The sequence below is a fragment of the Marinobacter sp. EhC06 genome (genome assembly GCF_001650915.1).
Classification (GTDB): Bacteria; Pseudomonadota; Gammaproteobacteria; order Pseudomonadales; family Oleiphilaceae; genus Marinobacter.
This window is the reverse complement of record NZ_LXYO01000036.1, coordinates 115,437-137,530: the sequence shown is the minus strand read 5'-3', so window position 1 is coordinate 137,530 and position 22,094 is coordinate 115,437. Positions and strand designations below refer to the sequence as shown.

The window sequence follows — 22,094 nt, the reverse complement described above, 5'->3', positions numbered from 1 at the left end:
CAAAACGCCAATCGTCGCTTTTGCGGAGCGCGCCTGTCAACCGGGCTTTGGTAGGGTTCAGTGCCGCACGCGGCTGATGTGGGTAATCGCACGAATGTTGCGGATTCGCCGCATCACCCGGGCCAGGTGACGGCGACCATTCACATGCACCACCAAACTGACCACGCCAAAGCGGGCATTCTGCTCTTCCACGTTGATGCGCTCGATGTTGCCGTCAGCCATGGCAACGGCGTTGGCCATCTCGGCGATCACACCTCGCTGGCGCTCCAGCTCTACTCGCAGCTCCACGGAAAACTCATCGGTAATGTCCTTGGCCCACTTCAGATGGGTCAGGCGGGCCCGGCCCTCATCATCCTCCGGCAAGCGAGAGCAGGTATCGGAATGAATCACCATGCCTTTGCCGGAATCCATCACCCCGACAACCGGGTCCCCCGGAATCGGCTTGCAACAGCTGGCGAACCGGACCAGAAGGCCTTCGGTGCCACGAATGGTCACGGGGCTGTGATTGCCGCCCTCAATATCGCGAGGCACTTCACTGGCTTCAGCATCCTCGGAGCCGCTGGCAAGCTGACGGGCAACCAGATAGGCCATGCGGTTGCCGAGGCCAATGTCACTGATCAGATCATCAAAACTGTTGACCTGATTATGATTGACCACCGCCTGCTTCTGGGCGTCGCTGATCTCAGACAGTTTGGCACCAAAGCCCTTGAGGGACTTTTTCAGCAGTGTGCGGCCAAGCTCCAGCGATTCCGCTCGCTTCTGGCTCTTGAGCACATGGCGGATACTGCTGCGCGCCTTGCCGGTTACCACAAAGCTGAGCCACGCGGGATTGGGCCGGGCACCGGGCGCGGTAATGATCTCGACGGTCTGACCACTCTGCAAGGGCTGACTCAATGAACCCAGATTGCGGTTGATGCGACAGGCGACGGTAGCGTTGCCAATATCCGTATGGATGGCATAGGCAAAGTCCACCGGCGTTGCCCCGCTGGGCAACTCCATGATGCGGCCCTTGGGAGTGAACACGTATATCTCATCCGGGAACAGGTCGACTTTAACGTGCTCGATAAACTCCATGGAGTCATCGGCCCGTTCCCGCATCTCCATCAACCCTTTCACCCAGCGGTCCACCCGTGCCTGATTCACGCTGGTGACGCTGCTGGGCTCATTCTTGTACATCCAGTGGGCCGCGATACCGTTGTTGGCGATATGCTCCATCTCCTCGGTACGGATCTGGATCTCGATATTCACATGCATACCGAACAAGGTGGTGTGAATCGACTGGTAGCCATTGGCCTTGGGCATGGCAATGTAGTCCTTGAAGCGGCCAGGCAGGGGCTTGTAGAGGCTGTGCACGGCGCCCAGGATGCGGTAGCAGTCGTCTTCGGTGTCGGTGATGATCCGGAAGGCATACACATCCATGATTTCATGGAAGGACTTCTGCTTGAACTTCATCTTGTTGTAGATGCTGTTCAGGTGTTTCTCCCGGCCCAGGATCCGGCCCGGCAGGCCGCGCTCTTCCAGCTTCTCCTGCAGTTTGCCGCGAATGTCCTCGATGATCTCCCGGTGGCTACCACGGAGCTTGTCCACCGCCTTGGAGATGTACTTGGAGCGCATCGGATACAGGGAGGAAAAGCCCAGATCCTCAAGCTCGGTGCAGATCGAGTGCATACCCAGGCGATTCGCGATGGGGGCGTAGATATCGAGGGTTTCGGTGGCAATGCGCTGGCGTTTTTCATAGGGCATGGGGCCGAGGGTGCGCATGTTGTGCAGGCGGTCCGCCAGCTTCACAAGAATCACTCGGATGTCGCGTGCCATGGCCAGGGTCATTTTCTGGAAGTTTTCGGCTTGGGCTTCCGCCCGGGAACGAAATTCTATCTGGGTCAGTTTGCTGACCCCGTCCACCAGCTCCGCCACATCCTCGCCAAACTGTTCCGCCAGCGCATCCTTGGGAATACCCGTGTCTTCGATCACATCATGGAGCATGGCTGCCATCAGGCTCTGATGGTCCAGCCGGAGATCGGCAAGGATATGGGCAACGGCCAGGGGGTGGGTGATGTAACGGTCGCCGCTCTTGCGCATCTGGCCCTCATGGGCCTGCTCGGCATAATAATAGGCCCGTCGCACCTGGTTGATGCGATTGGTATCAAGGTAGGAGCTGAGCTCTCGAGCCAGTCCTTCAACCGTAGCCTCTGCCGACACCGCGCCTCCACGACTTCATGAAATTCAGGGACAAAAAAACCCGAATGCACGCATCCGGGTCCTTCCAGAGTCCTTCCAGCAACGCTCTATAGTTACACTATAAAACCGCGGGGACAGATTTCAATGCTTCTCACTTGCGGATAGGTACTTATATACCGAACATCCGCAGATCGCTTACTCGTCGTCTTCTTCCTTGAGCAGATCACGAGTAATCTTGCCTTCGGCAATTTCGCGCAGGGCAATTACCGTGGGCTTATCATTCTCTTCAGCTACCATCGGCTCGGCACCCTTGGTAGCGAGCTGACGGGCACGCTTGGTAGCCAGCATTACCAGCTGGAAGCGGTTATCAACGTTTTCCAGACAATCTTCAACGGTAACTCGTGCCATAACTTCCCCGACTAATAAAATGACTGTTTCAGCAGACCGCACAGTTTACTGTGGCCGGTTCAATTTGTATACAGGAAAACCCCGTATCAGCCCGGGCCGGACAATCCCGCGAGTAATAACCGGTGCCTTGATTGCTGCACTTCCATACGCAAGCGCTGGGCGCGCACAATGGCAAGCAGATCCCCGAGGGCAGCACTGAAGTCATCATTAACCACCAGGAAATCGAACTCCACAGCGTGACGGCACTCCTCCTCGGCCTCTGCCAGGCGGCGCTCTACCACCTCCGGCGCATCGGTGCCTCGCCCTATCAAACGCTCTCGCAACACTTCGGGCGAAGGAGGCACGATGAAAATACTGACACACTCGGGAACCAGTCGGCGCACCTGCGCGGCACCCTGCCAGTCGATCTCGAGGATCACATCCTGGCCCGTTGCCAGAGTTTCCCGCACCCAGACCTGGGAGGTGCCATAATAGTTGCCGAAGACATCGGCGTGCTCCAGGAAATCGCCCCGGGCGATCATCGCCTCGAACTCGGGCCGACCGACAAAATGGTAGTTTACCCCGTCCTGCTCACCCTCTCGCATGGCGCGGGTGGTATGGGAAACGGACACACCGAGCTTCTCGTCATTGCGGAGCATTTCTGCCACCAGGCTGGTCTTGCCGGCACCGGATGGCGCGGAGATAACGTACAGAGTACCCTGCTCAACTGCCTGACTCATATTCCGAGAACTCCAAACCTGGACGCGACGGCCGCGTATTCCGGCCGGTAAAGCACGGAATTATACGGACTTTGGCAAAACACCGCACCCCACGAGGGCGGCAGCTGATACCATTTGCCTATTCTTTCGTTCACTGACTGCAAGATTCCATGCGAACCACCATTGATATCACCCTAAAGCAAGCCAGCAAAGCCATAGACGCCCTGAGCGAGGCATCGCCAGGGCTCTCCCGCCAGAAAATCAAGGATGCCATGGTAAAGGGCGCCTGCTGGTGGACTCACAAGGGCAAGCGCCTTCGACTGCGCCGTGCCACCAAGGAACTCAAACCGGGCATCCGGCTGCAGCTTTACTACGATGAGAAGGTATTGACGAAAAAACCGGAGGATCCGGTTCTGCTGGAGGATCTTGAGCGCTACACGGTCTGGTTCAAACCCCACGGCCTGCTGGCACAGGGCTCACAGTGGGGGGACCATTGCAGCCTGCTCCGCCTGGCGGAGGTCCAGCTCCAGCGGCCTTGCCATCTGGTCCACCGGCTCGACGCCGATGCCGCCGGACTGATGCTGATCGCCCACGACCCGAAAGCGGCCGGAGCCCTTTCCCAGCGCTTCTCGGGCCGAACGATGACCAAACACTACAAGGCTCGAGTGACCGGCTTGATGGACGCGCAGGAGCAGGTCGTTGATGCGCCTGTTGAGGAAAAAACGGCGGTCAGCCACGTCTCGACACTGGAAAAAAATGAGGCCGAGCAGACCTCACTGATCCAGGTCAGCATCGAAACCGGCCGGAAACACCAGATCCGCCGCCACCTGGCTGGCCTGGGGCACCCGATCATCGGTGATCGCCTGTATGGCCGAGCCGCAGGATCACCCTTACAGCTTTTAGCCTTTCATCTCGAATTCGACTGCCCCCTGAACAAACGCAAAATGGTGTTCAAGCTTCCAGCAGAACTGGACACCCTGAAACAGAACTGACCAACACGACAGAAGCCTGGATTATTCCAGGTTCTGCACCTGCTCCCGCATCTGCTCGATCAGAACCTTCAGATCAACCGCAATGCGGGTGACCCGAGCATCAATACTTTTGCTACTCAAGGTATTGGCTTCCCGGTTCAACTCCTGCATCAGGAAGTCGAGCCGCCGGCCAATGGCATCGTCACTTTTGAGAGTGTCGGTCACCTCGCCAATATGGGCGTCCAGTCGATCCAATTCTTCGGCAACATCGCTCTTCTGGGCCAGCATGACCATCTCCTGGGCCACCCGCTCGGCATCCAGCTCCACTTTCGCTTTTTCGAATCGCTCCCGAAGCGTTTTCTCCTGGGCCTCAAGCAATTCCGGCATACGTTTACGCACGTCGGCGACGAGATTGCCCATTGTGTTGAGGCGCTCCTCAAACAGTGGCCGCAAACGCTCACCTTCTCGCTCACGTACCGATGCGAGTTCGGCCACAGTCTGCTCGAACAGACCGACCGCGGCGTCTCTGGCAGGGCTGTAGTCCTGTTCGGGCACTGACAACACTCCCGGCCAGCGGAGAATATCCAATGCATTTATGTGGGCCGGATTATCCAGCATCCGGTTAATATGATTGGCTGCCTCGTTCACCGCCTGGGCCATATCCTCGCTGATTTCGAAGCTCTGAGATCCCTTCTCTGCCGACTGCAGGCGCATGGAAACATCCACCTTGCCGCGTTTCAGCTGCTTTCTCAGCTCTTCCCGAAACCGGTTCTCCAGCTCCCGGAACGCATCCGGCAGCCGGAACGAAGGCTCCAGGTACCGGTGATTCACAGTCCGGATTTCACAGGTCAGCGTACCCCAGTCTCCCTGGACGTCCTTGCGGGCAAATGCGGTCATACTTCGGATCATGTCGGCTCCGCTCATGGTTGATGATCAGCAATCGAGTTTAACAGGCTCTTAACAGCTACGGCGAACCGGACAAAAGCCCAACCCCATCGTGTTACACTGACCGACCTTTTCGATAAACGTTCGACCGGGACACGTGCCCGGACATTCAATACTGACTTCAGGAAACACTATGCGTCCAAGCGGCAGAACGCCCGAGCAACCCAGAGATGTTCGAATCACCCGCAACTACACCCGTCACGCCGAAGGCTCCGTGCTGGTGGAATTCGGAGACACCAAAGTCATCTGTACCGCCTCCGTCGAAAACAAGGTTCCCCCGTTTCTCAGGGGTGAAGGCAAGGGCTGGATCACCGCCGAGTACGGCATGCTGCCCCGCTCCACCGGCAGCCGCATGGGCCGGGAAGCTGCCCGCGGCAAACAGGGCGGCCGCACCGTCGAAATCCAGCGCCTGATTGGCCGCTCCCTGCGCGCCGCTGTTGATCTGACCGCCCTCGGCGAACACTCCATCACGATCGATTGCGACGTCATCCAGGCCGATGGCGGTACCCGAACCGCTGCGATTACCGGCGGCTGCGTGGCACTGGTGGATGCGCTGAATCATCTGGTTGCCGACAAGCGCCTGAAGAAATCCCCGCTCAAGCAGATGGTCGCCGCGCTGTCGGTAGGTGTTTATAAGGGCACGCCGGTGGTGGACCTGGACTACCCGGAGGATTCCGAAGCCGAAACCGACATGAACGTGATCATGACCGATCAGGGTGGCTTCATTGAGATTCAGGGAACAGCAGAAGGCGCACCGTTTGACCAGTCAGAACTGGACAGCATGCTGACTCTGGCCAAACAGGGTATTGAGCAGTTGTTTGAGATTCAGAAGGCGGCACTGGAAGGCTGAATTTTAGTCTGGCGCCCGCGTGCCCGGAGGGGGAGGCCTTTCCGGTGCACAGTGTCGGATTACGGCTTACGCCTAATCCGACCTACGGCTTGTTCAGCACACCCCAAAGTCCGGGGCGCCTGTGTGGCGATGCTTCCCCAGACTGTTGAGGGCCAGGGACGGCCCGAAACAAGCGCACATGGATGTGCTCGTAGCGTGTCTGGGGAAGCATCGCCACACAGGCGTCTTCCCCAAGACTTAAAAGCCGATTTCGATGTCGTAATCCATGATCACAGGGGCGTGATCGGAGAAACGTGTTGAATCGTCAATCCAGCCATCTTCGATGGTCTTCCGGATTCCCGGTGTCAGCAGCTGGTAATCCACCCGGATGCCGGCATTCTTGCGGGAGCCTTCAGCTTGCTCAGGCCACCAGGTGAACTGGTTGCTCTGCTTGTTAATTTCGCGGAAACCGTCGATACAGCCCATTTCATCGAACAGGCGATCCAGCCAGGCACGCTCGTGCGGCAGGAAACCTGAGAAATCCAGCTTGTGGTACAGAGGGCTGGCGTCGGTTACGTGATGGGCCGTCTGGAGGTTCGCGCAGAAAATGAATTGCCGGCGTTTGCGCAGCGTCTTCTGCATATGCAGGCCGAAGGACTCCATGAACTCGTCCTTGTGGTCCAGCACTGTCAGATCGTCGTCGCCAACCAGCTCTTCTTCACGACCAAGGGCGCAGGGGGCCAGAACGCAGGCCACGGAAACCTTGTCAAAATCGGCCTGAATGAAACGGCCTTCCCGGTCCGCCTGCTCATTGGCAAACCCGTACATGATGGCCTTCGGGAAATGACGGGTGTAGATGCCAACGCCGCCATCCTCGTTTTTCTCGCCATCAATAAAGTAGGCTTCGTAACCCTCCGGAATCAGGTTGTAGTCCTCAATCTCGTAGGCCCGCATGCGATGATCCTGGACACAGACCACGTCAGCGTCCTGCTCCGCCAGCCAGTCGAAAAAGCCTTTCTCAACGGCCTGGGCGAGGCCATTGACGCTGATTGATACTACCCGCATACGTGTTCCCTGATTCGGTTTGTGTGTATGATACCGTTTTTACGCGCTAATTAAAGATCAACACCCGCCAGAAGCCTTGTCATGCACGACTATCAGCAAAAATTTATCGAATTTGCCATCCGCCGAAATGTACTACGCTTTGGTGAGTTCACGCTCAAGTCGGGCCGAACCAGCCCCTACTTCTTTAACGCTGGCCTGTTTAATACCGGGGACGACCTGCTTCAGTTAAGCAAGGCCTATGCCGCCGCGATCGCGCGCAGCGGGCTGGATTATGACATTATTTTCGGGCCTGCCTATAAGGGCATTCCGTTGGCTACTGTCACAGCAATGGCGTTGGCTACAGACGGTAACAGCAAACCCTTTGCGTTTAATCGTAAGGAAAAGAAAGATCATGGTGAGGGCGGCAACATTGTTGGCGCACCGTTGCAGGGCAAAGTACTCATTGTGGATGATGTAATCACCGCCGGTACCGCGATCCGGGAATCCATCGATATCATCCGGGCCGCCGGGGCCGAACCGGCAGGCGTGCTTATTGCGCTGGATCGTCAGGAAAAAGGCAACGGCGAACTATCCGCTATCCAGGAAGTGGAGAAGGAATTCGGCATCCCTGTGGTGAGCATCATTCGTCTTGAGCAGGTGTTGGACTACCTCAAAGCCAACCCGGAGTTTGCCGGGCATGCCGAAAAGGTAGCCAGTTATCGGGATCGTTACGGAGTCTGATTGATGGTCAATCGTCTGACCGCACTTTCTGTCAAAGCTACGGCATTGGCGCTTGCCCTGGGCTTCTCTGCCCAGGTGGCAGCGAATATGTACCGTTACACGGATGAGAACGGCCAGATCGTAATCAGCAGTACCATTCCCCAGGAAGCCACCAAACGTGGCTATGACATCCTGAGCAACAATGGCCGCGTGATAGAGACTATCCCTCCGGCGCCAACCGAAGAAGAGATTGCCGCCCGGGAAGCGGAAAAACAGCGGCAGAAGGAACTCGCTGAACAGCGCGAGAAAGACCGCGCTCTGCTGAAGCGCTTCAGCCACCCGGATCAGGCCGTGAAAGCCATGCACCGGAAAATCCGGGAGCTTGAGGGCCTGATACAGCTCAAGCGAGGCAACATCTCGGTTATATCCAGCCAACTGGATAACGAACAGAGCCGTGCCGCTAACATGGAGCGGGCCGGTCGAGAGATTCCCGAGGCCACGCTGGAAAAAATCCGGCGACTGGAATCCCAGATCCGGGACATTGAGCGGGAAATCACCTCACAGACCCAGGAAATCGAAGAACTGCGCAAGGCCTTCGAGGCCGACATAGAGCGCCTGGAAGAGGTCACCGGCGAGGCGCGGACCGTACCGCTTGATCACACCGAAACAGAAAACTGATCTTTCGCTGGAGCGTCCCTGCATACTAAAAAGGCCGCCGGTTTTACCCGGCGGCCTTTTCGTTTCACTCACCTATCGGTGAGACGCTATCCGCGATTCAGGCGGAAGCAGTGCTCTTCTTGGCAGTAGAAGTGGTCTTGCGCGCAGTGGTCTTGCGTGCAGCCGGCTTCTTCGGCTCAACAGATTTCTTCGCATCCTGCGCAGCGTCAGAAACGTCTTCCGCGGCTTCTGCTACTGCATCAGCGCCTTCTGCTGCTTCTTTTTCCAGCTTGGCGACCAGATCACCAGCGAAGCTGCCAAAACGGCTGTTCAGGTTGCGCAGCTGCTCGAACAGGCTATCGCTGTAGCCGTTGTAACGCTTGCGCAGGGTCTTCACGCTGTACTCACGTGCTTCGGACTCGAGCTTCTCGGCGTAATCGAACGGCTTGGAAGCCAGCTTCTTCTGCTGTTCTTCAGCGGCGTTGATACCCTTGTCCACGATTTCCTGAAGCTGTTCTTGATAAGACTTGAGTTTACCCATAATGAATCTCCTTGGTTTCCTGAAAGTTCCAAGACCCTGCCGAAACCAGTGCAACGAGGGCCTTTCTTTAATCTCAGGATTCAAGTTACGCCCTAAAATTAGAATGTTCATACTAAAAGCAGGAAGTAGAGCGATAAGGGGTTTTACGGATTATTCACTTGATCCTGAAAATCCGACTGGCATAATGCCGGGCTGTTAAAGAAGCCTGTCTCCCCGCTTTATTCTGGCTCCATACGCTTTAACCAAAAGAGGCCGCATCCAGGCACGTATGCGAGTAACCATGATCACTTCCGGACCCAGACACCCACGCATCTCCTGGTTTATTCTTCCGTTGATTGCAGCGTCACTGCTCCTTGCTGGCTGCCAGGAGGATTCCAGAGCCACCAAAACAAGCTCCGATCGGGCCAGCGAACTCGCGAACTCCCGGCTTGATATGGCCACAGACAGCCTGCTGAATACTCTCGGGCAAGCCCGCGAGTCCGGTTACGCCGCCAAGACTCCCAGAGAATTGAGCTGGACAGTACCACTGACCCGTGAAGACGGCTCGTCACTGCCGCCTGGAGAGATTGCAGAATTCAGGATTTACTATCGCCTGAGACACCAGGAAGACTACAGGGTTATCCGTATTGAGAGCCCTTCGACCACAAGACTTTCCCTGGCAGAGATGGCGCCCGGCGCTTATGAGTTCGCGATTACCACTGTGGATACCGAAGGGCTGGAGAGCCGGCGCTCGACGCCGGTCACCGTCGATCTGATCTGATTGCGGCTTACCAGCGGAAAATCACCCAACTGGGCACCAACATGTCGGAGTCGGTTTCCCGGATCCAGCCGCCACCATCTGCCGGCACCAGGTAATACTCCGGCCCGACCTCCGGCACGACCTTGATTTCCATGAGCTGCCCATTGACCCGGTATTCATAGAACACTTCCTTTTCACCGGGGCGGATCACAATCTCCGGCCCCTCGCTCGCGGGCTGGTAATCAGAGATCACCACAGGCTCCTCGGGCGTTGCCACCGGCGTCTCATCCAGGGCGCCGTCTTCCTGGGCCAACGCAGCCAGGGGCAAACAGGCGAGCAACAAAGCCGGACAGGCGATTCGTTTCATTTTCGTGATACCCTTTCGTCCATCGATTTCAGTACAGAGTTGCATAAGCCAACCCACGCTTCAATCAGATTCCGGACCTGTTTTGACATGACCAGCAAAAACACACCACCCGTGGTTCTTGTGGACGGATCGTCCTATCTTTTCCGTGCATATCATGCACTTCCGCCCCTGACCACCAGCAAGGACCACCCCACTGGAGCGATCAAAGGTGTGATCAGTATGATCCGGCGCCTGGAACAGGATTTTCCCGGATCCAAAATGGTGGTGGTCTTCGATGCCAAGGGCAAAACGTTCCGGCATGACCTCTATGAAGAGTACAAGGCCAACCGGCCGCCAATGCCGGAAGATCTGGCCTGCCAGATCGAGCCCATTCATGAAATCGTCAAGGCCATGGGCCTGCCGCTACTGACAGTGACGGGCGTCGAAGCCGACGATGTGATTGGCACCCTGGCCAACGAAGCCACCAGCAAGGGCATCGATGTGGTCGTTTCCACCGGGGACAAGGACATGGCGCAGCTGGTCAGCGACCACGTTACCCTGATCAACACCATGACCGAGACCCGGATGGATCGGGACGGCGTGGTGGAAAAATTCGGCGTCACCCCAGAGCAGATCGTGGATTATCTGGCCCTGGTGGGCGACAAGGTGGACAACATCCCCGGCGTGAACAAATGCGGCCCGAAAACCGCGGTAAAGTGGCTGCAGAGCTATGAAAACCTGGACAATGTCATTGAGCATGCCGATGAAATCAAAGGCAAAATCGGGGAATACCTGCGCGAGGCCACCGAAACCCTGCCTCTGAGTCGCGAACTGGCCACCATCCGCACCGACGTCGAACTGGATTTTGGCCTGGAAGACCTGAAGCTTCGGGAGCAGGATGACCAGCAGCTGCTTGAACTGTTCAAGGAATATGAGTTCCGCACCTGGATTGCCGAACTGGAAGAGGGTGAAACCTCCTCCGGCAAGGCTCAGTCCAGCGATGAAAAACCCAGCCCCGAAACCGGCAAGAAAGACTACAGAGTCATCACCGACCAGAAAGAACTGGATCAATGGGTGGAACGCCTGAAATCGGCCGAGCTGTTTGCCTTCGATACCGAAACCACCAGCCTCCGGTACATCGATGCAGAGATCGTCGGTGTGTCCTTCGCCATCGAACCCGGCGAGGCCGCCTATGTCCCGCTGGGACACGACTACATGGGCGCCCCCGAGCAGCTGGATCGTGACCAGGTCCTGAATCAGCTCAAGCCGCTGCTGGAGGACCCCGGCCTGGCAAAGGTCGGCCAGAACCTGAAATACGACAAGAATGTACTGGCCAATCACGGCATTACCCTGGAGGGCATTGCCGAGGACACCATGCTGGAATCCTACGTTCTGAACTCTGTCGCTACCCGGCACGATATGGACAGCCTCGCCATGTATTACCTGGGCGAGAAGACCATCAGCTTTGAGTCCATTGCGGGTAAAGGTGCGAAACAGCTCACTTTCAACCAGATTGACCTTGAAAAAGCTGGGCCCTACGCCGCCGAGGATGCGGACATTACCCTGCGCCTGCACCAGACCCTGAGACCAAAACTGAAGGAAACCGGGAAGCTGGCCTCTGTCTACGAAGACATTGATTTGCCTCTGGTGCCGGTACTGTCGCGCATGGAGCAACGCGGCACCCTGATCAGCGCCAGCACCCTGCGACAGCACAGCCAGGAACTGGCAGAGCGCATGGCAGAACTGGAAAAAGAAGCCCACGAAGTAGCCGGCGAGACCTTCAACCTGGGCTCCACCAAGCAGCTGCAGGCGATCTTCTACGACAAGATGGGCCTGCCGGTGGTGAAGAAAACCCCCAAGGGCGCGCCATCAACGGCGGAACCGGTACTGCAGGAACTCGCCCATGAACACGAGCTGCCGCGCCTGATCCTTGAGCACCGCAGCCTGAGCAAGCTGAAGTCTACATACACCGACACCCTGCCAGAGCTGATTCACCATCGCACCGGCCGGGTACACACTTCCTATCATCAGGCTGTCACCGCCACCGGTCGACTGTCGTCCTCCGAGCCCAACCTCCAGAATATCCCCGTTCGCAGCGAGCAGGGCCGCCGTATACGGCAGGCGTTTATCGCACCCGAAGGTTACAAGCTGGTGGCTGCCGACTACTCCCAGATCGAGCTGCGGATCATGGCCCACCTCTCCGGGGACAAGGGACTGCTGAAAGCGTTTGAAAAGGGCGAAGACATCCACAAGGCCACCGCCTCGGAAGTCTTCGGCGTCAGCCTGGAGGAGGTCTCTTCAGACCAGCGCCGCAGCGCCAAGGCCATCAACTTCGGCCTGATCTATGGCATGTCTGCCTTTGGCCTGTCCCGGCAACTGGATGTTGAGCGCAAGCTCGCCCAGCAATACATCGACCGTTATTTCGAACGTTACCCCGGCGTTCTGAAGTACATGGACAACATCCGCAAACAGGCCCACGACGATGGTTTCGTCGAAACCCTGTTCGGCCGTCGCCTGTACCTGCCGGAAATCAACGCCCGCAACAAACAACTGCAGCAGGCTGCCGAGCGCACCGCGATCAACGCCCCCATGCAGGGTACTGCCGCCGACATCATCAAACGGGCCATGGTGGATGTGGAGAACTGGCTGCTGAAAGAACACGCCGATGAAGCCCGCATGACCATGCAGGTTCACGATGAACTGATCCTGGAAGTTAAGGAGTCGGCCCTCGACAAGATACGGTCAGGGCTGGAAAAGCGAATGTCGGCAGCAGCGGACCTGGATGTTCCCCTGCTTGTGGAAGCCGGCGCCGGGGACAACTGGGACGAGGCGCACTGATTCGACCCAGAAAAGGGCATGGAAGCCCGAAAACGCACCGTAATTGTCCGCAACATCTGCCGCCGAGCCTGCCTTCACGCCCCGTAGTCCAACGGCAGGCCCCGGGCACTCCCTCTCTGCGAGATACCAGCGTCACGGCACGATATTCGCTACGTAATCGGAGTCGGCGCCCTGCTCCACCATGCACTCCGGGCAGCGCCATGTTGTGACATCCATCTCCGAGGCTCATACCATGACTTCTCTGGCATCTGAACGTAGCTGGCTGCTGGACCCCAGCGTGCTGAAGCTGGTTCACCAGTGCCGCCGCCTGATTCACACTGAATTCGGCGTCAAACTGCACCTAACGGAAGAGCATCTCGAACAGCAACTGGCCGATTACGCGCGAAAAACCCGCTCCAGCCAGTTGACCCGCACCTGGGAAACCCTGAAGGACCAGGTTCCACAGCTGAATATCGAACCCGAGGAAGAAGACGACGGTTTCAAGCGTAACTATCGAGGCCAGGTGATTGCGGATGCTCCAACGGCATCAGCAGAGGACCACGAGGCGGGAGAGATAGACCCGCCACGGAAGAAGAAGGTCATCTACCGTGGCCAGGTGGTTGGCTGACCAGCCTTACGCCTGGCCAACCAGATTGGCTAGAGATTAGAAGGACTTGCTAACCTCGATGGACGCACTCCAGGCGCTGAGCTCGTATTTGCCCTTGAAGTAGCTTGGGTCTTCGACGCCCGGGGCCAGATTGGCTACTTCGTCCGGGTTGCTGTGCTGGTAGTTGTGCTCTGTGAACGCTGGATCATCCGTAAACAGCAGTGTTCCTACTGCCGCGTCAAGCGTCCACCCACTCTGCGCATCCTTCCACTGGGCACCTAATGTCAGCCAATGCCGGTCGCTGGACGGGATACGTGCGGTAAGATACTCGTCGACAGGCGACTCGTCCCAAGCATAGCCTGCTTTCAGAGCCCATTCCGGCGTTGCCTGCCAAATCCCGCCAAGATTGAATTGCCAGGTATTTTGCCACTTTTCAGTCACATGACTAAGAATGGCACCCTCCTGTGGAGCCGCCGTAATCTGACCATTCGCTTCTCTACTGACAATGTCCAACTCCTCGAAACGACTCCATTTAGCGTAAGTCGCACCTGCAAGAAGCGTTACTTGATCAGAAAGATTATGCCGAATGCCAAAGGTTGCACTCTCTGGAATAGCCAGTGGCACTCTGACTTTTTCCGACAGCGTAGTGGTCTGCCCGGGCACTCCGGGAACCGGGAAATTGGAAATCGTCGCATTGCCTTTCAAATCAAGTTCGGTTCCAGTCTGGGCACTCAACCCAATTTGGGTTTTATCAGAGAGCTCGTACAGGAAACCAACTCTGAACGTCGCTCCGATATCATCACCCTCAATGTCGGCGTAAGGATCCTGATAACCACTTACTGCCTGCCGTGCTGCCTGGTCTGCCTGTGCGGGACTTGCACCCTGACCAATGGCTGCAGCAAATGCATTTGGATAAACCTGGGCTGCCAAGTCCTGATACCGGGTAAGGCGACCCTCTGCATAAATCAGGTTGATACCCGCACCCATGGAAAGGCCATTCCCATTAGTTACTGAGATCGAGGGAGTGAAGGCAATGGCTGTCAATTCGGTTTCGTCAGCAAAAAAACGCCCAACGAAGTCATCGTTGTAGTCCGCAGCCAGGCCATAGGGTGCATGGATTCCAAACCCCACGTCTATGGATTCATTGACTTCGTGAGTCATGTAAAAATTCGGCAAAACAGCTGGACCCGCAATATCGCCGCCCAGCGAGCCATCGGCCATAACCGCATTTTGACCCGGCAGATTGCGACGCGCTTCAGCTTCCTTGGCCTCGGCATCAATATCCAGAACCGCAGCACCAAACGAAATATTTGTGCCCGACAACTGGCTCATGCCGGCGGGGTTAAAAAGAACCGTGGTCGCGTTTTCGGGGTTGGCGGCGGCACCGGCGTTAGCGGTGCCCATCGCACTGGCGCTCTGCTCATTGAGGGAGAAGCCGCCTGCCAGGCTAGAGGCAGGTGCGGCGAGCGCCGCGAGGGTGGTAAGACGTACAGCTCGTGCAAGCGTTGAGGAACGGTGGTGCATGGTATCTCCTTATTGAATCGCGCGGAGTATACGCACCACCCCTTACTGGCCTCAAATGCCATCCCTAACGGTTCGGGGCCCTAACTTTCTACGACCAACGTCTTATGCTGATCCGGTACTCAGTCATCCTGAATGGAAAGCTTGTCGACGGAAGACGAGAGCTTGTCGGCTCCCTGGGCGTCAGCACCCAGCTTGATCATCAGGCGCAGATCGTTGGCGGAATCTGCGTGAGCCAGGGCATCCTCGTAGGTAATCGAACCCTCCGCATACAGGTGATAAAGCGCCTGGTCAAAGGTCTGCATACCGGATTCGTTGGATTTGGACATCAGCTCTTTCAGCCGATGCACCTCGCCCTTCCGGATCAGGTCCGATACCAGCGGGGTATTGATTAGCACCTCGATAACCGCCTTACGGCCCTTGCCATCTGGCGTTGGCACCAGCTGCTGAGCCACGATCGCCTTGAGGTTCAGGGACAGGTCCATCCAGATCTGGTTGTGCTGTTCCGGCGGGAAGAACTGGATGATCCGGTCCAACGCCTGGTTGGCGTTGTTGGCGTGCAGGGTCGCCAGACACAGGTGACCGGTCTCGGCGAATTGCACGGAATATTCCATGGTCTGCCGGGTACGAACCTCACCGATCAGAATAACGTCTGGTGCCTGGCGCAGGGTGTTCTTCAGCGCTACTTCGAAGCTCTCGGTATCGATGCCCACCTCGCGCTGGGTGACGATACAACCCTGATGCTGGTGCACGAATTCGATCGGGTCTTCGATGGAAATGATGTGGCCACGGCTGTTGCGGTTACGATGCCCGAGCATGGCCGCCAGGGACGTAGACTTACCGGTACCGGTAGCGCCCACGAACATGATCAGGCCACGCTTGGTCATGGCCAGTTCCTTGATCACCTCCGGCAACGACAGATCGTCGATTTGCGGGATCTTTACCTCGATCCGGCGCAGCACCATGCCACACAGGTTACGCTGGAAGAATGCGGACACCCGGAACCGGCCAATGCCCCGGGCACTGATCGCAAAGTTACACTCGTGGGTCTCCTCAAACTCGGCGCGCTGCTTGTCATTCATCGAGCCGTAAACAAACTCCCTGGTCTGCTCCGGCGTCAACGCGTTCTTGGTAACCGGGAGCACTTTCCCGTTCACCTTCATGCTCGGTGGCACACCCGCTGTAATAAACAGGTCTGAACCGCCTTTTTCCACCATCAGCCGTAACAGTTTTTCGAATTCCATTTTTTGTACCCAGCCTTCATCGTTTGGTGCCTGGGCGGGGCGGGTACAGCTTCCCGGGACACGCTGTGAATACGTCCATGTACGCTTGACTGCAGCATCCATGCTGCAGACAGTCCCGGGAAGCTGTACCCGCCCCACCCGTCAAACCATATTCGGGGAGTCTGACTGATTCCCCTTTGCTCCCGGCACCGATAATTCAGCTTCAGGAGCAAACTAGATTAAAAGTTGTCAGGCATCTTGGCCTTGGCCCGCGCTGCTTCGCGGGAAATAAGCCCTTTCTGCAACAGCCGCTCAAGGCACTGATCCAGCGTTTGCATGCCCAGGGAGCCACCGGTCTGGATTGATGAGTACATCTGAGCAATCTTGTCTTCCCGAATCAGGTTCCGGATGGCCGAGGTGCCGATCATGATTTCGTGTGCCGCAATCCGGCCACCGCCCATTTTCTTCATCAGGGTCTGGGAAATAACCGCCTGCAGGGATTCCGACAGCATCGACCGCACCATGGACTTTTCTTCTGCCGGGAAAACGTCAACAACCCGGTCAATGGTCTTGGCAGCGGAGGTGGTGTGCAGGGTGCCGAACACAAGGTGGCCCGTTTCGGCTGCCGTCAGCGCCAGGCGGATGGTTTCCAGATCCCGGAGCTCACCAACCAGGATGATGTCGGGGTCTTCCCGGAGGGCCGAACGCAGCGCTTCGTTGAAGCCCAGGGTATCGCGATGAACTTCCCGCTGGTTCACCAGGCATTTTTTGGAGTCGTGTACGAATTCGATGGGGTCTTCAATGGTAAGAACGTGTTCATAGCGGGTGTCGTTGATGTAATCGATCATCGCCGCCAGCGTGGTGGACTTACCGGAGCCGGTCGGGCCGGTCACCAGTACCAGTCCTCGGGGCACTGAAGACACATCCTTGAACACCTGGCCCATACCCAGGTCTTCCATGGTCAGAACCTTGGAGGGGATTGTCCGGAACACCGCACCGGCGCCACGGTTCTGGTTAAAGGCATTGACACGGAAACGGGCGACACCCGGAACTTCAAAAGAGAAGTCGGTTTCCAGGAATTCTTCGTAGTCCTTGCGCTGCTTGTCGTTCATGATGTCGTAGATCAGCCCGTGGACTTCTTTGTGCTCCATGGGCGGCAAGTTGATGCGGCGCACATCACCATCAACACGAATCATCGGGGGCAGACCGGCAGAGAGGTGCAAGTCAGACGCACCCTGTTTCGCCGAAAAGGCAAGCAGTTCAGTAATATCCATAGGAATCCTCGGAAGGCTTTTTCTTTTATCCCGGTAGCTTCCGCCCGGCGGGGTCCCGGCGCGGTTCACTTGGCATTTCAGTGACCTGCGGGTAACGTGTCACCGTACGAGTGACAGACCGAGCGTGGCAATTTCACACTATGAGCAGCATAGCAGACAACATCGGGAGCGTAACCCGACGCATACAAAAAGCAACATTGCAGGCCGGGCGGGAGCCGGGAGCTGTGCATCTGCTCGCCGTGAGTAAAACCCGTCCACCCGAAGATCTGCGGGAAGCCTTCGCGGCCGGGCAGCGCGCCTTCGGTGAGAACTACCTTCAGGAAGCGCTGGAAAAGATCGAGGCGCTGTCTGGTCTTGACGGACTGGAATGGCATTTCATCGGGCCGATCCAGTCGAACAAGACGCGACAGATGGCCTCCGCCTTTTCCTGGGTGCACAGCGTCGACCGCCTCAAGATTGCCCGTCGCCTGAGCGAACAGCGTGATCCTGCGCTGCCGCCATTGAATATCTGTCTTCAGGTCAATATTAATGAGGAAGAGAGCAAATCCGGCTGCACTCTGGATGAATTGCCAGATCTGGTGGCAGAAATCGGCGAATTGCCGAACCTCAGCTTGCGAGGCCTGATGGCCATTCCGGATCCGGATCAGCCCGAAGCAGGATTGAGAGCCAGTTTCCGGAAACTTGCCAATACTCTGAAACAGCTGCGGTCAGACCATCCCGACGCCGGCCCACTCGACACACTGTCGATAGGCATGTCCGGCGATCTGGAAGTCGCGATTGCGGAAGGCGCCACCTGGGTACGGGTCGGCACCGCCCTATTCGGCAAACGCCCAGTAAAGAGCTGAACCGGCCGGTTCCTGCTATGATCAGGGCCGGACGTTTAAACGATCAACCGGGGAGTTAACCTTGAGCACATCACCAACCATTTCTTTTATTGGCGCCGGCAACATGGCCAGCGCCATCATTGGCGGTATGCTGGATAACGGCTATCAGGCCGGCAATATCTGGGTCAGCGCGCCGGATGACGCGCACCTGCAAACGATCCGCAAGCGTTTCGGCGTGAGCGTAACCACAGACAACCGCTACTGCGCCGAGCAGGCCGACATGGTGGTTCTTGCGGTGAAACCCCAGGTGATGGCGGATGTCTGTCGCGACATCGCACCGGTGGTTCAGAACACCCGTCCTCTCATGGTATCCATCGCCGCCGGTCTGACAGCCGACACCCTCGATGGCTGGCTTGGCGGCGGCCTGCCCATGGTTCGGGTGATGCCCAACACGCCGTCTCTGGTCGGCAAGGGGGCTGCAGGCCTTTTCGCCAACAAAGAGGTGAAAGACAAACAAAAGAAAATGGTGGAATCGGTGTTCGAAAGCATCGGTTCAGCGCTTTGGGTTGAGGACGAAAACCTTCTGCACGGTGTGACAGCGCTCTCCGGCAGTGGCCCGGCCTATTTCTTCCTGATGCTCGAAGCGCTGGAAGAGGCCGCTACCGAAGCCGGCATTGCCGCTGGAACCGCAAGAGAACTGGCTATCCAGACTATGGCAGGAGCCGCCGAAATGGCCGCCCGAAGCGAGCACGACCCCGGCCAGCTCAAGCGTAACGTGATGTCTCCCGGCGGAACTACCGAACAGGCCATCAATACCTTTGAGGAAGGTGGCATGCGCGATCTGGTGTCCAAAGCCTACAAGGCAGCATTCAAGCGCTCGGAAGAAATGGCCAAAGAACTGGCAGGCAAACAGTAACCGATAACGGAGACACGGCTTCATGCTGGCAGACATTCTGATTACCATCCTGCTGATCGCATCCACCTTCTACATGACCATTGTACTGCTCCGGTTCCTGCTTCAACTGGCCCGGGCAGATTTCTACAACCCGATCTCCCAGTTCGTGGTCAAGGCCACCAATCCGCCGCTGCGTCCATTGCGTCGCTTCATCCCCGGCTGGGGCGGCGTGGATGGCGCTTCGCTGGTGCTTGCGGTGATCATCCAGGGTATTACCTTCTTCCTGATACTGGTTGCCCTGAACGGTGGCATCCCCGCCGTGAATCCGATCACCTTACTGGTCTGGGCCGTTCTGAACGTGCTGGACCTGATCGTAAAAATCTACTTCTGGTCAGTTATTGCGGTGGTGGTCGTCAGCTGGATCGCCCCCGGCAGCGGCCACCCAGCGATTCAGTTGGTCGCCCAGATCACTGAGCCGGTGATGCGCCCAGTGCGCAATATCATGCCCTCCATGGGCGGCCTGGATCTGTCACCCATCATTGTGTTCCTGATTCTGAACGTTATCTCGGTGGTGATTGAGCACATGAAAATGGCCGCCGGCCTTGGCTCCATCGGGCTGGGTATGTAAACCCCGTCTCAAATATACACTTTGTAACACTTAGCCACGAAATCCATAATTCCCGGGCTGCAAACTCAGACCACTGATTTTGCAGCCTTTTTTTATTGTAACCCCTCGGTTTCGCCCGATCTCTTCACCGTAGCTCTGCCGCAAACATAGATAGAACAGGATAGTATTAACGGTAATTAATCCGTCACCCGTGAGCACCCCGTTTTGACCGGGATACCCGGAAGTCGCGCAGAAGGAAAATCCGATGAACCAACAGGGAACTCTGTCGCAGCAGGTAGAGGCTTATCACAACTGGAAAAAAGAGCTGATCCGACAGATCGGCCGATACCGGCTGTGGCTGCAGGATAACAATCTGTTTTCCGACGATGTCAGCACCCGCATTCGCCATGGACTGGAGCTGCTGATTGAGGATGAGCTGACCATTGCGTTTGTCGGCGAATACTCCCGCGGTAAAACCGAGCTGATCAACGCCCTGTTCTTCTCCGAGTATGGCCAGCGCATGCTGCCTTCGCAGGCAGGGCGCACCACCATGTGCCCCACGGAGCTGTTCTTCGATCGCAGCGCCAACCAGAACTACCTGCTCCTGTTGCCCATTGAAACCCGAAACGGCGATCTGTCCCTGCAGCAATTGCGCAAACAGCCGGAACGATGGGTGAAGCATGAACTGGATGAGCGCGACCCGGAAATCATGCGGGAGGTGCTGGCCGAGGTCGCACGGGTGAAGAGCGTACCGCCGGAGGAGGCACGAAAGCTCGGCTTCGACGAGGATATGCTGGAGCATGACCGCAATAATCCCGGCAACGTTCTGGTGCCAGCCTGGCGTAATGCCCAGATCAGCATTCGTCACCCTCTTTTCGAGCGTGGTTTGCGCATCCTCGACACTCCGGGCCTGAATGCCCTGGGTTCAGAACCGGAACTGACCATCAGCATGCTGCCCCGCGCCCATGCCGTAATTTTTGTGCTCAGCGCCGACACCGGTGTGACCGCCAGCGACATGACCATCTGGAAGGAACACATCGACACCCAGCACGCAGATCATCGGGCTGGCCGCTTTGCCGTGCTGAACAAGATCGATGTGCTCTGGGACGACCTGCAGGGGGAACGCCACACCAACGAAGCCATTGAGCGGGTGCGTGGCTATACTGCCGATCACCTTGGCATGCGCCAGCATGATGTGATCCCGGTTTCCGCCAAACAGGGACTGGTTGCAAGGGTCAGGAAAGATAGTGACCTGTTTGACCGCTCCAATATCGGCCAGCTCGAGCAGCTGATTATTCAGCGCATTCTGATGCACAAGGAGCAGCTGATCACCCAGAGCCTGATCAACGACCTTCTGGGCATGCTCCAGAACAGCCAGGCGGCGATGCAATATCGCCTGGAATCCCTGGAAGAGGAACTCCAGGCCTGCGCCGGCGTCACCATGGACAAGGCAGCCCTTGGCCGCCTGGCAGAACGCGCTCAGAAAGACTACGACTTCTACTACAAAAAGCTGATTACTCTGCGTTCGAGCCGGCGCCTGATGGACTCCCAGGGCGAATTACTGAAAAAACTGGTGAGTGAAGACCGCTTCGAAGCCCACGCTGAACGTGTCCGTAACAGTATGTCGAAAAGCTGGACGACCGCCGGTATGAACCGCGCCATGGACCAGTTCTTCGAACTGCTTGAAAGCGACCTGACCAACCTGCTGAGCGAAGGGCACCTGGCCGAGAAAATGGTAGGCGCTATTTACCGTCGCTATAACGAGGACAACCGGGCCCGTCATCTCGAGCCCATCCCGCTCCGGGCCGGTCGCCATGTGATCGCCATCCGTGAGTTGCGCAAAAAAGCCCGACGCTTCCGTATCAGCCCGAAAAACCTGCTGACAGAGCAGTCGGTTCTGGTTCGCCGTTTTTTCAACGTCATGGTGGGCGAAGCACGCACCCTGCACGCCCGTGTGCGCCACGACGTTGAACGCTGGCCATCCGAGGCCCTGCTGCCGATCATGCAATATTCCATGGAGCAGAAGCAGCTGCTGGAACACCAGATCCGTCGCCTTCGCGACATGGTCCGCAATGACAAGGACAGCCGGACCGAGCGCCTGCGCCTTACCAACACCATTTCCGATCTACGCAAACAGCTGGAACTGGCCGACGCCATGCAGCGCCAGATCCGCAAGCCGGCCCCCACCCTGATCCAACAAAAAGTGGTAAACATCTCCGGCGCTGTGTAAGCGCCGCGAGAGCGACCATT

At 57.3% G+C, this 22,094-nt stretch carries 21 protein-coding genes; 11 read left to right on the top strand and 10 right to left on the bottom strand.

The genetic code is table 11. The annotated features are described in order from the left end of the window. Nucleotides 1-57 precede the first annotated feature (57 nt). From A8B84_RS19720 to gmk, 3 genes are all read right to left on the bottom strand, one after another. The gene (locus A8B84_RS19720) at nt 58-2,199 is read right to left on the bottom strand and encodes a RelA/SpoT family protein (protein ID WP_064228392.1); all 2,142 of its coding nucleotides are present in this window, start codon (nt 2,197-2,199) and stop codon (nt 58-60) included. Between the two features lie 174 nt (nt 2,200-2,373). Next, a complete protein-coding gene (rpoZ, locus tag A8B84_RS19715) occupies nt 2,374-2,586 on the bottom strand; it encodes a DNA-directed RNA polymerase subunit omega (RefSeq protein WP_008169593.1) in 213 nt (70 codons plus the stop codon). An 86-nt stretch (nt 2,587-2,672) separates the two neighbouring features. After that, nucleotides 2,673-3,305, bottom strand: a complete 633-nt coding sequence (gmk, locus tag A8B84_RS19710) for a guanylate kinase (protein ID WP_064228393.1) — start codon at nt 3,303-3,305, stop codon at nt 2,673-2,675. A gap of 149 nt (nt 3,306-3,454) precedes the next feature. Between gmk and A8B84_RS19705 the strand changes: the two genes are divergently transcribed. Next, nucleotides 3,455-4,276 carry an RluA family pseudouridine synthase gene (locus tag A8B84_RS19705; protein ID WP_064228394.1) on the top strand — a complete coding sequence of 274 codons (822 nt, stop codon included), beginning with the start codon at nt 3,455-3,457 and terminating at the stop codon, nt 4,274-4,276. A gap of 21 nt (nt 4,277-4,297) precedes the next feature. Here A8B84_RS19705 and A8B84_RS19700 read toward each other — a convergent pair whose 3' ends face one another. Continuing rightward, nucleotides 4,298-5,164 carry a YicC/YloC family endoribonuclease gene (locus A8B84_RS19700; protein ID WP_064228395.1) on the bottom strand — a complete coding sequence of 289 codons (867 nt, stop codon included), beginning with the start codon at nt 5,162-5,164 and terminating at the stop codon, nt 4,298-4,300. A 169-nt stretch (nt 5,165-5,333) separates the two neighbouring features. Here A8B84_RS19700 and rph point away from each other — a divergent pair, with 169 nt between their 5' ends. After that, the gene (gene rph, locus A8B84_RS19695) at nt 5,334-6,050 is read left to right on the top strand and encodes a ribonuclease PH (RefSeq protein WP_064228396.1); all 717 of its coding nucleotides are present in this window, start codon (nt 5,334-5,336) and stop codon (nt 6,048-6,050) included. 237 nt (nt 6,051-6,287) lie between these two features. On the opposite strand, the gene A8B84_RS19690 is transcribed toward rph, so the two are convergent. Then, complete coding sequence (locus A8B84_RS19690; protein ID WP_064228397.1) at nt 6,288-7,094, bottom strand: exodeoxyribonuclease III; 807 nt, start codon at nt 7,092-7,094, stop codon at nt 6,288-6,290. Nucleotides 7,095-7,175: 81 nt separating this feature from the next. On the opposite strand from A8B84_RS19690, the gene pyrE reads away from it, so the two are divergent. Beyond that, nucleotides 7,176-7,814 carry an orotate phosphoribosyltransferase gene (pyrE, locus tag A8B84_RS19685; protein WP_008174208.1) on the top strand — a complete coding sequence of 213 codons (639 nt, stop codon included), beginning with the start codon at nt 7,176-7,178 and terminating at the stop codon, nt 7,812-7,814. Nucleotides 7,815-7,817: 3 nt separating this feature from the next. Beyond that, nucleotides 7,818-8,471 (top strand): DUF4124 domain-containing protein, encoded by a 654-nt coding sequence (locus tag A8B84_RS19680; protein WP_064228398.1) that lies wholly within the window; start codon nt 7,818-7,820, stop codon nt 8,469-8,471. 97 nt (nt 8,472-8,568) lie between these two features. Here the strand turns inward: A8B84_RS19680 and A8B84_RS19675 are convergent, their stop codons facing one another. Beyond that, the gene (locus A8B84_RS19675) at nt 8,569-8,991 is read right to left on the bottom strand and encodes a hypothetical protein (protein WP_064228399.1); all 423 of its coding nucleotides are present in this window, start codon (nt 8,989-8,991) and stop codon (nt 8,569-8,571) included. A gap of 280 nt (nt 8,992-9,271) precedes the next feature. Between A8B84_RS19675 and A8B84_RS19670 the strand changes: the two genes are divergently transcribed. Further along, nucleotides 9,272-9,751 carry a fibronectin type III domain-containing protein gene (locus A8B84_RS19670; RefSeq protein ID WP_227512734.1) on the top strand — a complete coding sequence of 160 codons (480 nt, stop codon included), beginning with the start codon at nt 9,272-9,274 and terminating at the stop codon, nt 9,749-9,751. A gap of 7 nt (nt 9,752-9,758) precedes the next feature. Here A8B84_RS19670 and A8B84_RS19665 read toward each other — a convergent pair whose 3' ends face one another. Then, the gene (locus tag A8B84_RS19665; RefSeq protein ID WP_064228486.1) at nt 9,759-10,097 is read right to left on the bottom strand and encodes a DUF2782 domain-containing protein; all 339 of its coding nucleotides are present in this window, start codon (nt 10,095-10,097) and stop codon (nt 9,759-9,761) included. 87 nt (nt 10,098-10,184) lie between these two features. Between A8B84_RS19665 and polA the strand changes: the two genes are divergently transcribed. Further along, nucleotides 10,185-12,914: a DNA polymerase I gene (gene polA / locus A8B84_RS19660; protein WP_064228401.1), complete on the top strand. Its 2,730-nt coding sequence runs from the start codon at nt 10,185-10,187 to the stop codon at nt 12,912-12,914. A 232-nt stretch (nt 12,915-13,146) separates the two neighbouring features. Then, the gene (locus tag A8B84_RS19655) at nt 13,147-13,521 is read left to right on the top strand and encodes a hypothetical protein (RefSeq protein ID WP_064228487.1); all 375 of its coding nucleotides are present in this window, start codon (nt 13,147-13,149) and stop codon (nt 13,519-13,521) included. Nucleotides 13,522-13,557: 36 nt separating this feature from the next. Here the strand turns inward: A8B84_RS19655 and A8B84_RS19650 are convergent, their stop codons facing one another. The 3 genes from A8B84_RS19650 to A8B84_RS19640 all read right to left on the bottom strand — a co-directional run bounded on the left by A8B84_RS19650 (nt 13,558) and on the right by A8B84_RS19640 (nt 17,518). Then, entirely contained in the window at nt 13,558-15,024 is a 1,467-nt protein-coding gene (locus A8B84_RS19650; protein WP_082905233.1) for an OmpP1/FadL family transporter, read from the bottom strand. Nucleotides 15,025-15,143: 119 nt separating this feature from the next. Continuing rightward, the gene (locus A8B84_RS19645; RefSeq protein WP_064228402.1) at nt 15,144-16,265 is read right to left on the bottom strand and encodes a PilT/PilU family type 4a pilus ATPase; all 1,122 of its coding nucleotides are present in this window, start codon (nt 16,263-16,265) and stop codon (nt 15,144-15,146) included. A gap of 218 nt (nt 16,266-16,483) precedes the next feature. After that, nucleotides 16,484-17,518 carry a type IV pilus twitching motility protein PilT gene (locus A8B84_RS19640; protein ID WP_008174189.1) on the bottom strand — a complete coding sequence of 345 codons (1,035 nt, stop codon included), beginning with the start codon at nt 17,516-17,518 and terminating at the stop codon, nt 16,484-16,486. Between the two features lie 140 nt (nt 17,519-17,658). Here A8B84_RS19640 and A8B84_RS19635 point away from each other — a divergent pair, with 140 nt between their 5' ends. The 4 genes from A8B84_RS19635 to A8B84_RS19620 all read left to right on the top strand — a co-directional run bounded on the left by A8B84_RS19635 (nt 17,659) and on the right by A8B84_RS19620 (nt 22,074). Beyond that, on the top strand, nt 17,659-18,363 hold the full coding sequence (locus A8B84_RS19635) for a YggS family pyridoxal phosphate-dependent enzyme (RefSeq protein ID WP_064228403.1): 705 nt from the start codon (nt 17,659-17,661) through the stop codon (nt 18,361-18,363). A 61-nt stretch (nt 18,364-18,424) separates the two neighbouring features. Continuing rightward, a complete protein-coding gene (proC, locus tag A8B84_RS19630) occupies nt 18,425-19,258 on the top strand; it encodes a pyrroline-5-carboxylate reductase (RefSeq protein ID WP_064228404.1) in 834 nt (277 codons plus the stop codon). Between the two features lie 22 nt (nt 19,259-19,280). Then, complete coding sequence (locus A8B84_RS19625) at nt 19,281-19,865, top strand: YggT family protein (protein ID WP_064228405.1); 585 nt, start codon at nt 19,281-19,283, stop codon at nt 19,863-19,865. Nucleotides 19,866-20,109: 244 nt separating this feature from the next. Continuing rightward, the gene (locus tag A8B84_RS19620; protein ID WP_064228406.1) at nt 20,110-22,074 is read left to right on the top strand and encodes a dynamin family protein; all 1,965 of its coding nucleotides are present in this window, start codon (nt 20,110-20,112) and stop codon (nt 22,072-22,074) included. The last annotated feature ends 20 nt before the right edge of the window (nt 22,075-22,094 follow it).